The sequence below is a fragment of the Thermogemmatispora aurantia genome (assembly GCF_008974285.1).
In the GTDB taxonomy this organism is placed as follows: Bacteria; Chloroflexota; Ktedonobacteria; order Ktedonobacterales; family Ktedonobacteraceae; genus Thermogemmatispora; species Thermogemmatispora aurantia.
In genome coordinates, this window is record NZ_BKZV01000001.1 from 134114 (window position 1) to 149251 (window position 15138).

A 15138-nucleotide genomic window follows, 5' to 3' on the forward strand; every position below is an offset into this window, starting at 1 on the left:
TTTGCAGTAGCCTCCGCAGGAAGGCCAAAGGATGCATCTGGTCTCTTCCTCCCTAAAATAAGACCTGTATGCAGCCACGGCTGGCCAATTTGCCTGAAAGCACGCTCGCGGTCTTTCTGCCATTCTGCGATTTCCTGGAGAGTATACCATTGTGAGTTCATGCGCGCAAGGTGGCCTGCTTGTCTTGCCGGTTCCTTTCTGCCTTCACGCCGCAGCACTCGCCAGGAGCTGGCACCGCCTCCGTCACTTTCCAGTTCTATTGTACCTTTTTCCTGGGCAGCCAGGCCCGTCTCAGCCACCCGGCAGATACCTAGCAAGCGAGCAGAAGACAACAAGCCTGCACTTTGTCCTTTTCGCTCCCCAGCCAAAAAAGGGCTTGACAGGGTGGGGGAGCAATGCTATGATAGGAGCGTCCTGAAGGAAGGGCAAGGCTATCCAATCCAAGGCTCGGGCAATTAGCTCAGTCCGGTTAGAGCGCTGCCTTGACATGGCAGAGGTCACAGGTTCGAGTCCTGTATTGCCCACTCTGAGAGGCGATCCTGTGCAAAGCGGATCGCCTCTTTTCTTTTCCAGAAAAGGGAAGAGGCTTCTATTGAGGAGACAGGGAAAAAGGGGAGGAAACAGTGGGGTCAAAAAGCAGAGAAAGGAACTCTTGCAATCCGGCTCCTTGCCTTACGGCCCAGAGGAGGTTGCTCTCTCCCCTCATTGGACTCCAGAAAGACAAGAACGACTAGCTCCCCCAATCGAGCGTCTCTCGCCAGTTTAGCCAGAGGGCGCCGGTCGAGCAGCCTGGCACCCTCCTACGAGGGCATAGCTCTACTCGGCTATCCTGCCCTGGCTTGCTGGCTGTGCCCCCGTCTCGCAGGAACGAGGTTGCGCGTAGAGGACGCCATGAGGGCTGCTCTCTTTTTAGTTCAGCGCATTTTCTCTCTACTTCCTCAGCACAGGGATTTCTGTGATGCCCTCATCGCGCGTGCGATGACGCCCGGCACTTTCCTTAATCCCTCCCTCGGGATAGACCAGGCGCGCCTCATGTTCTGGCAGGAGCGAGGCCACCTCTTTTAAGACAGCATCGAGGAACTCCTCTTCAGGCACCGTGCGTACCACCTGCCCTTTGCGGAAAATGACCCCTTTGCCACGACCGCCCGCCAGGCCGACATCCGCATCTCGCGCCTCACCTGGTCCATTCACCACACAACCCATCACCGCTACATGAATAGGGGTCTGTACTTTGGCCAGCCGGCGCTCCACTTCATTAGCAACTTCGATAACATCGATCTCGACGCGCCCACAAGAAGGGCACGAAACAAAGGTCACGCCGCGATTGCGCAATTCCAGCGAGCGCAGGATTTCATAGGCCACAGGGATCTCTTGCTCCGGCTCGGCGCTTAAACTGACGCGAATAGTATCGCCAATTCCCTCAGCTAGCAAGATACCCAGACCAACCGCCGACTTCACCGCTCCTGGCACCAGAGTCCCGGCTTCGGTGATTCCTAAATGAAGCGGATAGTCGGAGCGCTGTGAGAAACGCCGATAGGCTTCAATAGCCGTCAACGGCGCAGAGGACTTCAGCGAGACCTTGATTTCGTGGAAATCCAGCTCCTCACACCAGCTAATGTACTCCAGAGCCTTATTCACCATGCGCTCGGCCAGCTGCTCACGCTCGCGCCGGCGCTCCTCCGCCGGATCACTGCGCTCCACTACCCCATCGGAGCGGCGGCGAATCTGGATGCGCTGCATTTGGGCCTGCTTGTCCAGAGCATCGAGCGAGCCGGAATTGACTCCGATGCGCATCGCTATACCGCGCTCCTTACAAGCCTTGACAATCTCCTCCAGAGCCTTGCGCCCATGAATCAAGTTACCAGGATTAATGCGCACGCAGTCGACGCCCTGGCGAATTGCCTCCAGGGCCAGCTGATGATTATAATGAATATCAGCGATGAGCGGAATATGGATACGCTTCTTGATCTCCCCCAGGACGAGAGCATCTTCCATCTCCGGTACGGCCACACGCACCAGCTCGCAGCCTACTTCTTCAAGGCGCAAGATCTGGGCCACGGTGCTTTCGACATCGCGGGTGTAGGTGGTGCACATTGACTGCACCGCAATGGGTGCATCACCACCGATAGGTACATCTCCGACATGAATCTGTCGCGTCTTTCTTCGCATAAGCACTCCATAAATCCGATACATCTATCATAACAGCAGCACCCGCTGCGGCAAGGTACTGCTGAGCAGGAGTCTACCCCGACAAACGATTGCGGCGAGGCTCTACCCGCCCGCTACTCGACCGGTCAGAGCAATCGAGGGCCACTAGCGAGCAGGAGAGCAGACAGGTCGACTAGAGAGCAAGCAACCCATCATACCAGCACTGTACTGGCATTCAGCGGGCACTCCAATTCACGACATCGCTGATCGTGACGACCACGATCAACATCAAGAGAATGGCCATGCCCACCAGATTAATCAGGCCCTCGCGCTCAGGGCGCAAGCGTTTGCCGCCGCGCAGCAGTTCAATGAAGATCAAGAGCACTCGCCCCCCATCGAGAGCTGGGAACGGCAAGATATTGATAATGGCCAGATTCAAGCTCAGGATACCGGTCAGGGTCAAAATGGGCCACCAGCCGATGGTAGGCACCGTCTGGGCCACCTCGCCGGTCATCTGCACAATACCCACCGGTCCAGCGATCTCCGGTTTCACCGCCCCCGTCACCATCTGAACGATACTGGAGATAAACTGGCCAGTCACAGAGAAGGTCTGCGTGATGCCCTTGAGTGGAGCCTGCCAGAGTGGGTAGGTCACATAGCGAACCTCATTGCCGCGCTCGATCCCCATCGGACCCTGACCCGGGGGAGGGTTGACCCGCACATTGATGGTCAGCGCCACCGGCTGCGAATCACCAGCATGTCTGATGACAACGTGTACCGGTACTGTAGCCTGACCGTGGGCCTGAGCGATGGCCTGCTGGACGATATTCTGCACATCAGAAAACTGCTGAACCGGCTGACCATTGACAGAGAGGAAAGTATCGCCTGGGCGCAAGCCCACCGCAGCCGCCGGAGAACCCGGCGCCACTTTGGCAATGACCGGCGGGATCACCGGCTCCCCGACACTGTAAGCGATCGAGAAGAGGAGGATCGCCAACAAGAAATTCATCGCCACCCCGGCCACCAGCACAATGAGACGCTTACCAGCAGACTTCGAGGCGAAGCTCTGCGGGTCATAGCGGCCGTACTCATCGTACATCTCCCCGTTCTCACCAGGCATCCGCACAAAGCCACCGATGGGAAGCAGGTTGAGCGAGTAGATCGTCGAGGAAGGAGGAGCCACAGCCATAGAGCTGCCTTCGCGCTCACCGGCTATGGTGCCAGAACCGGGAGCGCTTGGAGTCCAGAGATCGTCGGCAGTCTGAGCAGTAGCTGGCTGGCTAGGCTGAGTGCCCCCGTTAAACCAGATTAGCTCCCATCCCCCGCCAGGGCGGCGACGAATGCCCACAATGCGTGGAGGCAGGCCGAGGCCAAACTCCTCGACCCGAATCCCCGCCCACTTGGCAGTCAAAAAGTGACCCAGCTCATGGACAAAGACTAGTAGGCCAAAGACCGGTATCGCAGCTAACAAGTACCAATAATTCATTCCCACTTCCCTCAGACAGCTTTGCAAGCAAAGACTAACCTGTGGCCTGGCGCACAACCCCTAGCGAGGCAGCCAACTCTCGCGCTGTCTGCCGTGCCCAATCGCGCGTCTGGAGGATTGCTGGAATATCCGGCTGCGCCTGAGCCATCGTCGTGTGGCGCTCGAGCACAGCCTCAATCAGGCGAGCGATATCCAAGAGGCCAATCTGTCCCGCCAGAAAGAGCGCGACCGCCTCCTCATCGGCCCCCACCAGAGCGCAAGGGTAGGTACCACCGTGCTCAGCGGCCTCACGAGCCAGGCGATAGCAAGGGAAGCGTGCCACATCGAGAGTCTCAAAATGTAGCTGCGCCACCTGCGCCCAGTCCAGGGGTCGGATCAGCCCGCGAGCCTCAGCCTCCAGACGCAGTGGATAGCTTAGCGCATCGAGAATTGGCAGATGCATACTCGGAAGGCTCGCCTGCATTTTGATCGAGCCGTCAACGAACTCAACCATAGAATGGATAATACTCTCAGGCTGGATTACCACCTCGATACGCTCGTAAGGGACGGAGAAGAGCCAGTGAGCCTCAATGACCTCCAGTCCCTTATTCATCAAGGTCGCCGAATCCACGGTGACCTTCGGCCCCATGCGCCAGGTTGGGTGAGCCAGCGCCTGAGCAACCGTCACCGAGGACAACTCTGTGAGAGGAGTGCGCCGGAAAGGCCCGCCAGAAGCCGTCAAGATCAGGCGGCGCACCTCGGTTCCATCTTCACCTCGCAGGCACTGCCATAGCGCACTATGCTCACTGTCGATCGGCAGAATAGCCACTCCGGCCCGCCGCGCCGCCTCCATCACCAGATGGCCAGCCATAACCAGCGTCTCCTTATTCGCCAGAGCGATGGTCTTGCCAGCCTGGATCGCTGCCATCACCGGTTCCAAGGCCACCAGGCCAGACGTAGCCACAACCACCAGATCCACCTGCGGCAGGGTAGCCGCCTCCAGCAAGCCAGCGAGACCGAAAGCGAGGCGGGGCGCCGGTCGCCGCTCACGGCCACGGGCATCCACAAGCAAGCGTTGCGCCTCCTCCCGAATAGCCGGTGTCTCCGCGAAGCAGGCCACGAGAGTCGGTGCAAATTCCTCAACCTGCTGGGCCAGCAGGGAGAGATTACTATGGGCGGCCAGGGCCACGACCTCGAAGTACTCAGGGAAGCAGCGCACCACATCCAGCGTCTGTCGTCCAATTGAGCCGGTGCTTCCTAGTAAGGCGATGCGCCTGGGAAAGGTCTGCATCGCAGTCATCCGGCCCGCAGCCGGCTGGTCAGCTTCTTTCTCCTCATTCGATTCCATTGCTGTATTGCCGTTCCCTTGCTGGCTCTGCCCAGGGAATATTGTAGCACGGCAGAGCACATGCAGCAGGAGACGTTTCTGCTCTTATTCTACACTCCAGTCAGAGTTTCATCCTTAAGCAAAACGGAGCATGGCACTTCAAGCCGGTCCGTCTAATCGGCAGCGACCAGCCTCGTCTATCAGTGACTATCCTAGATGAGCCATTACCTGGATCTGCCAGGAAGCGAGTTGGCCAGCTGATTAGTGCGGGAGCGCCAGGACCAGCTCAGAGAAAAAGTAGAGAACAACGGCGGCGAAGAGCAGGCTATCGATGCGATCGAGCAAGCCGCCGTGGCCAGGCATCAGCTGACCACTATCCTTCACCTGCGCCTGGCGCTTCATCAATGACTCAGCCAGATCGCCCAGGGTAGCAGCCAACGAGAGAGCCAGGCCGAGGATCAGAGCCAGGTACCAGGGGACCTGCAGTAGCGAGCCAGCCAGCCACAGGCAAAGGATCACTGTACAGAGCAGGCCGCCGAAGACCCCCTCCCAGGTCTTGCCAGGGCTAATCTGAGGAGCCAGCTTATGGCGCCCCAGGAAATGGCCGGTGAAAAAGGCCGCCGAATCGAAGGTCCAGACGGCGGCAAAGAGCAAGAGCAGCCACCAGAGACCCCGAGGGGGGGGCCAGCCGAATTGAGAGCCACGCAACAACAACAAGAGGCTAAGCGGCCAGCCGAGATAGAGAGCGAAGACGACCGTCAGCGCCCAATCGACCAGCGAGCCGTCAAGGCGCTCTCGCCAAAAGAGGAGCGGGAAGGCCACCAGCAAAGCGGCGCCCAGGCTGATCTCCAGCAAGAGCAAGCGCCACTGGGGGAGCATGGCAGAGATCAGCAAGAGCGTCCCCAGCCCGAAGCTCACCCAGAGCAAGGGGCGGCTACCCGAGTGCGCCATCATCTGATGCAACTCGTAGCTGCCCCAGGCCAGCACAAAGAGCGCCGCCGCAAAAGCCACCCAACCCCCCAGCCAGACCACCAGCAAGACAATAGGAATGGCGACAACAGCGGTCAGCACTCGCAGAGCCAGAGTGCCCGTCCACTGCCTGCCGCTGTCAGCAGCTCTCTTCCCTGATTGTACCTGTTTCTCAGTTGCGCGCTCCACGCGATGCTTCCACCTGCTTAGCGGCCACTGGGAGAAGCGGTCAGCCGACCAAAACGCCGCTGGCGCTGGCGATAGCTCTCCAGGGCCGCGCGTAGATCTTCGCGCCCGAAATCGGGCCAAAGTGTTGGTGTGGAATAATACTCGCTATAGGCTGACTGCCAGATCAAAAAATTACTGACACGCATCTCGCCAGCTGTGCGGACAACGAGATCGGGATCGGGTAGATCATGAGTATAAAGATAGGAGCTAATCACCTCCTCGGTGATCGCCTCGGGCGGCAAGCCAGCGGCAATAATACGTCGCACGGCATCGACCAGCTCGGCGCGACCGCCGTAGTTAAAGCACACACTGAGGTGGATACGATTATTATAGCGCGTCAGCTCCACCGACTCTTGGACGGCGCGCTGAATCGCAGGGGGGAGATCTTGCAAGCGACCAAGATGGCGCAGCCGCACTCCGTCACGATGCAACTTTTCCAGGTCAGAGCGAATGGTTTCCCAGAAAAGGCGCATGAGGCCCTCGACTTCTTCCCTCGGGCGGCCCCAGTTCTCGGTCGAGAAAGCATAGACGCTCAAATACTCGATATGCTCATCGACGGCGGCCTCCACCACGCGGCGGAGCGCAGCCACGCCGGCCTTATGGCCGGCCAGGCGAGGCAAATGGCGCTGAGCGGCCCAGCGTCCATTGCCATCCATGATGATGGCCAGGTGACGCAGCGGACAGCTCTGCTCCTGCTTCTGTCCCTGCTTCTGCTCCTGAGTTTGCTCCCGAGAGCGCACCTCTACCGCTGGTTGCGACTGCTCACTCTTTTTCCCTACGGAAGAGGGAAAAAGATCACGTATCCTGGTCAACGTCAGACCTCCAAAATCTCGTGTTCCTTGAGCTTGCCGATCTTATCCATCTCCTCGATGTAGCGGTCGGTCAGCTTCTGCAGACGATCCTGACCGCGCTTCAGCTCATCTTCGGAGATCTCCTTCTTCTTCTCGCGGTCGCGCAACTTGTCCTGGATATCGCGACGAATATTGCGCACCGCCACCTTATGCTCATCCAACTTCTTATGAAGGAGTTTTACCATCTCACGGCGCCGCTCCTCATTGAGAGGGGGGATCGCCAGGCGGATCACCTGGCCATCACTACTGGGATTGATCCCCAGATCGGACTTCTGAATAGCCCGCTCAATATCAGGGAGCAGCTTGCGGTCCCAGGGCTGGATCACCAGCAAACGCGGTTCCGGCGCAGAGATCGAAGCGAGCTGGTTAATTGGCGTGGGGACGCCATAGTAATCGACTTGAATCCGCTCCACGAGGGCAGAACTGGCGCGACCAGTACGGATGCTCCCCAAGTCATGGCGGAGCGCCTCCACAGCTTTCTGCATCCGGCGTTCGGCATCTCCGAAAATATCATCTACCATAGCAATGCTCCCATCGTAAGGTACCTTGGATACGCACGCAGAGCCAGCGACAGACCAGGATAGAATCACGGGCCAGCGAGCCAGTCAGCGGCCAGGCAACAAGAGACCTGGGCCTGCGGCTGGCAGCCAACCTGTGCTCAGGCACGCTCACCAATAGCACTCTCCTCAAGGTCATGAACGAGTGTCCCACGCTTCTCGCCACGCATAATCGCCTCCAGCGCTCCAGGCTGATCGAGGTTGAAGACCACGATCGGCAAGCGATTATCCTTGCACAGCGAGATCGCGGTACTATCCATCACCTTGAGGCCCATGTTGAGCGCACGCATATAGCTTAACTCCTCGAACTTACGAGCGTTCGCATTGCGCATGGGATCATCATCGTAGACGCCATCGACTTTTGTGGCCTTCAGCAGCACCTGGGCATTCAGCTCAATGGCGCGCAAGGCCGCCGCCGTGTCGGTCGTGAAGAACGGATTACCGCTTCCCGCCGCCAGAATGACCACGCGCCCTTTTTCGAGGTGGCGCACAGCGCGGCGACGGATAAAGGGCTCCGCCACCGGAGGCATCTCTATCGCTGTTTGCACGCGGGTGACCAGACCGAGCTTCTCCATGGCATCCTGCATGGCCAGAGAGTTCATTACCGTGGCCAGCATGCCAACATAGTCGGCGGTCGCTCGATCCATGCCTGCGGCAGCGGCATCTGCCCCACGCCAAATGTTGCCGCCACCGATGACCATCGCGACCTCGACCCCCAGATCGTGGACGCGCTTGACCTCAGCCGCGATCCGGCGGACCGCCACCGGATCGATTCCAATGCGCGGCTCGCCGGCCTCTGAGGTATGGCGGGGACCTAGCGCTTCGCCGCCCAGCTTGAGCAGGATACGCCGATATCGCAAGGACGCAGCCATCTGAGATTCAGCCATCTTCTCTTCTACTCCCATGCGCTTCTGGTGGGGGGACAGCCCCCGGCCCTGACTGCCCAACACTGGCGCGTGACGCTTTCAGCTGCTGGCCAGAGCAGGCAGAGAGGGGAAAAAGAGAGGCCGGCCCCCGGTAGGCAAGGCCGGAGTGGGAGCGGATGCCTCAGCGGCCACCTGGACGGCTGACCGGAGCGCATCTCGCTCACCTCCAATTCCACACATAGCATAGCACGCCACAAGACTGGCCAGGAAGTGCCGCTTCCTTTCCTACCCTATTCGCCCAAGGCAAAGCGACAGAAGCGACGAATCACGATGTTCTCCCCGGTTTCCGCAATAACCTTGCGCACCAGGTCGCCCACCACCTGGCTCTCATCACGAATCCAGGGCTGCATCATCAACACCTGCTCGCCAAAGAGCTTCTTGAGCTTGCCCTGAATGACCTCCTCACGCTTGTGCTCCGGCACACGAGCCATCGAGGGGTCCTCAAGCAGTTGCTGACGAGCCTGCTCGATCACCTCGGCAGGTACATCCTCGTAATTCACATACTTTGGATTGGTGCCAGCAATCTGCAGAGCTAACTCATTGGCTAATTGGCGAAAGCTCTCACTGCGCGCCACGAAGTCGGTGCTGCAGTTCAGCTCCAGCAGGACCCCCACACTGTTGTTGTGGTGGACATAGGAGAAGACGCCTCCCTGCTTGGTCTCGCGACCGGCAGCAATCATCTTCTCCGCCTTGCGGCTGGCCTTCGCATTGAGGATCTTGATGGCCTCCTCCCACGACTGCGCCTCCTCCAGCGCGCTCTTGCAATCGGCAAAGGTCGCCCCGGTCTCCTCACGCAACCTCTTCACATCGGCAGCAGCATAGTTCATAAGGGCATTTCTCCTTCAGCGTACTCTGATAGCATACTCAGGTTTCAGTCTGACTGACAATGACTCTCGGCCACTCGTAGACGGTTTCGAGTGCTTGACAGCTGCGGTACAGTAGGATTCTGGGCTTTGTGCGGCTCACCAGTCACCAGCCTCCTCTACTCCAAGACCCCCCAGTGTGAGCATAGCATGCAGCCACTGGCCCAATCTCGACCAGGCCAGACGGCATAGAGAGGACCTGGCATCCACCACGGCCAGCTCCCGGAGGCGAGAAACTTTGCTGTCTTTCCGGTCTGGCACACGTGTGGTCACCAGGTCCATATCCCAACCAAGTCTCTTGGCAGCAGAGGGCGCAGCCGACAGCTGACATCTGGCGCAGGCCGCAAGCCATCCGTGCCGGTCCCGATAGACCTGGAGCACGCGGGATAACAGAGAGAAGAGAAGAACAGGTCCGTTAAGATGAATCCAGCTCGCCGGGCTACCTGCCTCGCCACTTGCCCTCCTTGCTGGTGGGAACCGCCTGCTGCCCGGGACAGCGCTTCGTTTCACTCAGCCCCCAGCGATGGGCCGGCCAGGGCAGTTGCACTGGTCCAATATCGCAGTTCTTTGTACCGCCCAGGCTCTCGCGCTTCTTCTCGTAGAGCCTGGACCAAGAGCGGGCACCAGCCCAGGCCCTTGCTTTCAGGCACAAGTGCAGGTAGCCACGCCTCTCCAGCTGGCGATCAGCTGGTAGGCGCAAGCAGGGTGAGCAGCACAGCAGTGCAACCAGATCACAACGAACGACAAGCGGCAGGATGGGACAAACTCGTAGGGGAGCGAGATGGCACTAGGATTCTTTGGCCACCAGCTCAGGCTCAGAGGCGTTCGATGAACTCTCGGCCTCTCCACCAGTAGAGGACGTCGCCTCACGCTCACGCTGAGACGAACCAGCACCAGAGGCTGACACCTCCACCGCCTCCGGCGGGACAACCCCCTCTTCGCCTGAAGCCGCTGCGCCCTCGGCAGGCACCTCGCTATCCTTCTGCTGCGCCTCCAGCTCGCGGCGTCCTTCAATCACCGCGTCAGCGATCTTTGAGCAGAGCAGGCGGACAGCGCGAATAGCATCATCGTTAGCCGGGATCGGATAGTCGATCTCGTCGGGATCGCAGTTTGTATCGGCCAGGGCCACAATGGGGATCTCCAGGCGGCGGGCCTCCAGCACAGCGGTATGCTCTTTGCGCGTATCAATGATGAAGACCGCTCCAGGCAGGCGCCGCATTTCCTTGATGCCTCCCAGAATACGCTCCAGACGCACCAGATCATCCTGCAGACGCTGAGCCTCTTTCTTGGGCAGGCGCTCGAATTCACCTCGATCGCGCCGCGCCTCCAACTCACGGAGATAACGGATACGCCCTTGAATGGTCTGGAAATTGGTGAGCATACCACCTAACCAGCGCTGGTTGACATAGAACATTCCACAGCGCCTGGCCTCCTCCGCCACCGCCTCCTGAGCCTGCTTTTTCGTCCCGACGAACAACAGAGTCTCACCGCTGGCAGCCAGTTCCTTCACAAACTTGTAGGCCTCGTTGAGACGCGCCACAGTTTGCTGAAGGTCGATGATATGGATGCCATTGCGCTCCATGAAGATGAAGGGCTTCATTTTGGGGTTCCAGCGCCGCGTCTGGTGCCCAAAATGAACGCCAGCTTCCAGCAGCTGCTTCATCGAGATAATGTTGGCCAAAAAACAGATCCTCCCTTTTTCCTCCGCTCTCCTCCTATCGGCGATAGGGTTCCCCTTGCTCGCTCCTTGCGCTGCACAGCTTCCTGGCTGGCCTGCTGGTTCGCTCGCGCCCCTCCCCTCGCCACGCTGGTGCCAGGGCTGTTCAGGGTTCGAGGTACCGAGGGTATCGGGGCACCAGGGAAACGCCGATTAGAGAGCGTGTGTACTTGATGAATAATACAACGCTACACTTGCCTTAACCCGCAGGAACCCTCGCTCCTGCTAACTTGCAAGTATAGCATAGGTTGCAGATGGACGCAAGCAAGATTTCCCGGCTCATCCTACCCCGACCATCCCCCCACCTTCCTACGACCTCCCCCCTCTAACCGCGCTTTTAGCCCCTGCTTCTTGGAGGCCACAGTACAGTGTAATGTGTACACATATTCGCTTATGTGTGCTTTCCTATCTGGCACACGTGCATATTTGCTTATATACTGATAGGACTTAAGACTGTACAGGAGGCAGAAAGGGTTAGACGATGATTAGAGTCCTACTGGCAGATGATCATACCTTGATTCGACGTGTCGTGCGTGAGATTCTGGAACGAGCCGGTGATATCGAGGTAGTGGCCGAGGCATGTAATGGCCGGGAGGCCGAGGCCCAGGCCGGTGAAACGCACCCGGATGTTGCATTGATGGACCTGGACATGCCAGAATGCGATGGTTTCGAGGCAACGGAGCGTGTGCTCGCCTGCTCACCGGAGACGCGCGTGGTCATTTTGACAGCCTCGCAGCAGGAACAGCTGGCGCTGCTCGCCATCCAGCGTGGGGCCATTGGCTATTTGACCAAGGATATCGAGCCAGAGACGCTGGTAGCTGCCATCCGCTCCGCCGCGCGCAACGAAATCTCGATCCCCGGCCCCCTGGCAACGCGCGTGTTAGCTCACCTGCGCACACTGACTCTCAGCGGTAAGATCCGCGAGGTTCCTCCCGCCGATTTCTCCCAGGGCGCGGCCAGTCGCGCCTTCTATTATAAGGTCCAGCAGCGGCTTCACGGTTCGGCACTGAACCTGCCGAACCTCTCGCGCCCGCTCACGGAGCGCGAAATCGAGGTTCTTGATCTGATCCGCAAAGGTCGCAAGAACCGGGAAATCGCCCAGGAACTCAATATAGCAGAATCAACAGTACATAAACACATCCAGAATATTTTTGAGAAGCTACATGCTCGTAGCCGCACTGAGGCCATTTATTTGCTCAGTTCACGCAACTGAGGGCTGAACCTATCTCTCGCGCACCATCAGGCGGACATCTGTTCCCTATCATTCTGCCGCACGCTTGCTCATCGCTGTGGCTGAGGGCAGGATCAAACCGGGCAGATAGAACAGGCCCGTGCTGCCCTCAGCTCACAGGTGTGGCCTGCCGCCGCTTGCTCAGGCCGAGGCTGGGCTACTATGCGCGGTGGGTGTTGGGGTTGTGATCCCAAGCAGCTCGCGCACGACTTCCTTAATATGAGCAGAGGAGAGGCCATACAGCTCCTTGAGGATAGACGGCGCCCCGTGCTCGACCAGGCGATCGGGAAAGCCAATGAGCCTGACACGGGTGTCGTGGCAGCCTTCGCGGGCCAGGAGTTCAAGGACGGCACTGCCAAAGCCGCCCGCCACCATGTGGTCTTCAATGGTGATCAGGTGTCGCGTGGCCCGGGCCAGATCCAGAATGAGATCCTCGTCAAGCGGCTTGGCCCAGCGCGCGTTGACTACCGCGACATTCAATCCCTCTCCTCGTAGCTCTGTGGCCGCCTGCTCAGCTAACTCGACGGTAGTGCCATAGGCGAGCAGGGCACACTGGCAACGCCTGGCCTCCGAGAGGGTCGCTGGTGTGAGCAGCTCAGCCTTGCCAATCTCTAGAGGGCGCAGCTCCTTGTCTAGGGTCACTCCACGCGCTTTACCACGCGGATAGCGCAGGCAGACTGGCCCGTCCATGTAGAGGGCCGTATAGAGCATGTGGCGTAGCTCGTTTTCATCACGAGGGGCCATGACCTTCATATTAGGAATCATGCGCATAAAGGCGATATCAAAGAGGCCGTGCTGTGTGGGACCATCCTCGCCGACGACGCCGGCGCGGTCCATCGCAAAGACGACATGCAGGTTCTGCATGCAGATATCGTGGATGACCTGATCAAAGGCCCGCTGCATGAAGGTGGAATAAATGGCAACCACCGGACGCAGGCCACCAACAGCCAGCCCGCCGGCAAAGGTCACGGCATGTTGCTCAGCTATACCGACATCAAAGTAGCGCTCGGGGAAACGCTGGTGCAACTTCTTCAAGCCTGTGCCTTCGGCCATGGCGGCAGTGATACCAACAATGGCCTGGTCGCGCTCAGCCAGCTCGACCAGTGTGTTCGCGAAGATCTCGGTGTAGGTTGGGGGGTCGTTGGGATTCCTTTTAATGACGCCGGTGCGGTAGTCGAAGGCGCCTGGTCCATGCCACTTGGTGGCATCTTCTTCGGCAAAGGTCCAGCCTTTGCCTTTCTTGGTAACCACCTGGACCACGATCGGCCCTTCAATACGCTTGATATTTTCCAGAACATCGATGAGCAGTGCAAGATCATGGCCATCGAATGGCCCAAAGAATTTGAAGCCCAGCTCCTCGAAAATGGTTCCGCTCTTGCTATGCAAGACAAACTGTTTAAAGCTGGTTTCAGCACGGGCAGCGGCTTCCAGAGCGACATCACCCACGACAGGCAAACGCTCGATAGAGCCTTTGGTCACCTCTCGTAAGCGCTGATAGGCCGGCAAGGTCTGCATGCGTCGCGCTTTGGCCAGCACGGAGGCAATGGCGCCTACATTATCCGAGATCGATTTCTCGTTGTCGTTGAGGATAATAATGAGATTCTTCTTCAAGCTGCCAGCGTTGTTGAGGGCTTCCAGAGCCATACCGCCAGTCAGGGCGCCGTCACCGATGATGGCCACAACCTTGAAGTCCTGGCCCTGGAGGTCACGCGCCACGGCCAGGCCCAGGGCGGCAGAGATGGAGGTGCTGGCATGGCTGGCGCCGAAGACATCATAGGGACTTTCTTCGCGGCGGAGATAGCCCGACAGGCCTCCAAATTGGCGAATTGTGCGGAAGCGCTCGCGACGTCCAGTTAACAATTTATGCACATAAGCCTGATGGCCGATATCCCAGACAAGAAGATCATGGGGGGTGTTGAAGACGGTATGCAAGGCGAGTGTCAGCTCGACAACACCCAGGTTGGGGGCAAGATGTCCCCCTCTCGTCGAGACAGTCTCGATGATTTCCTGACGAATCTCTTCGGCCAGCATTTGCATCTCCGCCACACTGAGCGAGCGGAGCTGAGCCGGGCTATCAATGCGATCCAGTATCCTTGCCAAGGCAGTCCTCCCACAGGAAAGCTTACCTTGTATTATAGGGCGTCGCAGACAGCGAAAGAAAGGTCGCGATGCGACAGAGGAAGGCACCTAAAGCCTTGACAGGACAGCTGTTCACGTGAAAGAAGGGGGAGGCAGTGCGGGCGGGAAGCGGCCAGGCGGTTGCTGGTGCGCTGGCGTTGCTCACGGTACTGGCCAACCGGGATGGAGCCGGAAGACTCTTGACAGGGTTCCACTTTCTTCTTATCATGGCCTTTCGGAAAACAGTTGGGACATCCGGGTGGGTTGGAGCGTTCCCAAAAGATCAACGCTCCCCCGCAAGGGGAGGTCCGTTTACGCGCTGAAATGATGGCAGGCGTGACCCGATGGACCGCTTGACGTTGCCTTTTCCTGCCGGTATACTGATCACACTGGGGTGGAGGCGGCTCTCCTGCATCCCTTCAGCTCTTCGTCTCCCATCAACCCTGTCCGTGCGTGGGAATGTCCTCCTTCAGCTCGTGAGTAAGCCAGTCGAGCTGAGTCAAACCAGCCAAGCAGTCATGAGGTCGGCAAGCATCAGGGCTGAAGCAGCCCCGCAGAACAGCACGCCAACAGGATCATGGAAAGGGAGACGATCAGCACGCCCGGTCCGGGGAGAGAGGCACCGGCAATAGTGCCCAGGCGGCTTGCCGTCTGTCTGAATGAACGGACATTACGGCGCTTTTGTCGTCATCTTCTGATACTGTTTGAGGGAAAGGAGGCGGCGCTTTTCCCCAGATT

At 58.8% G+C, this 15138-nt stretch carries 11 protein-coding genes and 1 tRNA gene; 2 read left to right on the top strand and 10 right to left on the bottom strand.

The window, feature by feature from the left end:
* The first annotated feature begins 449 nt into the window (after window positions 1–449).
* A tRNA-Val gene (locus KTAU_RS00540) sits at window positions 450–524 on the top strand.
* Window positions 525–930: 406 nt separating this feature from the next.
* Here KTAU_RS00540 and ispG read toward each other — a convergent pair.
* From ispG to rpsB, 9 genes are all read right to left on the bottom strand, one after another.
* Complete coding sequence (gene ispG, locus KTAU_RS00545) at window positions 931–2169, bottom strand: flavodoxin-dependent (E)-4-hydroxy-3-methylbut-2-enyl-diphosphate synthase (RefSeq protein WP_151726558.1); 1239 nt, start codon at window positions 2167–2169, stop codon at window positions 931–933.
* Window positions 2170–2383: 214 nt separating this feature from the next.
* Window positions 2384–3634, bottom strand: a complete 1251-nt coding sequence (locus KTAU_RS00550; RefSeq protein WP_151726559.1) for a M50 family metallopeptidase — start codon at window positions 3632–3634, stop codon at window positions 2384–2386.
* A 34-nt stretch (window positions 3635–3668) separates the two neighbouring features.
* A complete protein-coding gene (gene dxr / locus KTAU_RS00555) occupies window positions 3669–4904 on the bottom strand; it encodes a 1-deoxy-D-xylulose-5-phosphate reductoisomerase (protein ID WP_151727625.1) in 1236 nt (411 codons plus the stop codon).
* Window positions 4905–5201: 297 nt separating this feature from the next.
* Window positions 5202–6098 carry a phosphatidate cytidylyltransferase gene (locus KTAU_RS00560; RefSeq protein ID WP_170292952.1) on the bottom strand — a complete coding sequence of 299 codons (897 nt, stop codon included), beginning with the start codon at window positions 6096–6098 and terminating at the stop codon, window positions 5202–5204.
* A 17-nt stretch (window positions 6099–6115) separates the two neighbouring features.
* Window positions 6116–6814 (bottom strand): polyprenyl diphosphate synthase, encoded by a 699-nt coding sequence (gene uppS / locus KTAU_RS00565; protein WP_371875056.1) that lies wholly within the window; start codon window positions 6812–6814, stop codon window positions 6116–6118.
* 137 nt (window positions 6815–6951) lie between these two features.
* Entirely contained in the window at window positions 6952–7509 is a 558-nt protein-coding gene (gene frr / locus KTAU_RS00570) for a ribosome recycling factor (protein ID WP_151726561.1), read from the bottom strand.
* Between the two features lie 137 nt (window positions 7510–7646).
* Window positions 7647–8432 (bottom strand): UMP kinase, encoded by a 786-nt coding sequence (pyrH, locus tag KTAU_RS00575; protein WP_052888609.1) that lies wholly within the window; start codon window positions 8430–8432, stop codon window positions 7647–7649.
* A gap of 269 nt (window positions 8433–8701) precedes the next feature.
* A complete protein-coding gene (gene tsf, locus KTAU_RS00580; RefSeq protein ID WP_112427598.1) occupies window positions 8702–9298 on the bottom strand; it encodes an elongation factor Ts in 597 nt (198 codons plus the stop codon).
* Between the two features lie 823 nt (window positions 9299–10121).
* On the bottom strand, window positions 10122–11015 hold the full coding sequence (rpsB, locus tag KTAU_RS00585) for a 30S ribosomal protein S2 (RefSeq protein ID WP_371875047.1): 894 nt from the start codon (window positions 11013–11015) through the stop codon (window positions 10122–10124).
* Window positions 11016–11532: 517 nt separating this feature from the next.
* On the opposite strand from rpsB, the gene KTAU_RS00590 reads away from it, so the two are divergent.
* The gene (locus KTAU_RS00590) at window positions 11533–12264 is read left to right on the top strand and encodes a response regulator (RefSeq protein WP_151726562.1); all 732 of its coding nucleotides are present in this window, start codon (window positions 11533–11535) and stop codon (window positions 12262–12264) included.
* Between the two features lie 159 nt (window positions 12265–12423).
* On the opposite strand, the gene dxs is transcribed toward KTAU_RS00590, so the two are convergent.
* Window positions 12424–14382 carry a 1-deoxy-D-xylulose-5-phosphate synthase gene (dxs, locus tag KTAU_RS00595; protein WP_151726563.1) on the bottom strand — a complete coding sequence of 653 codons (1959 nt, stop codon included), beginning with the start codon at window positions 14380–14382 and terminating at the stop codon, window positions 12424–12426.
* Window positions 14383–15138: the final 756 nt, after the last annotated feature.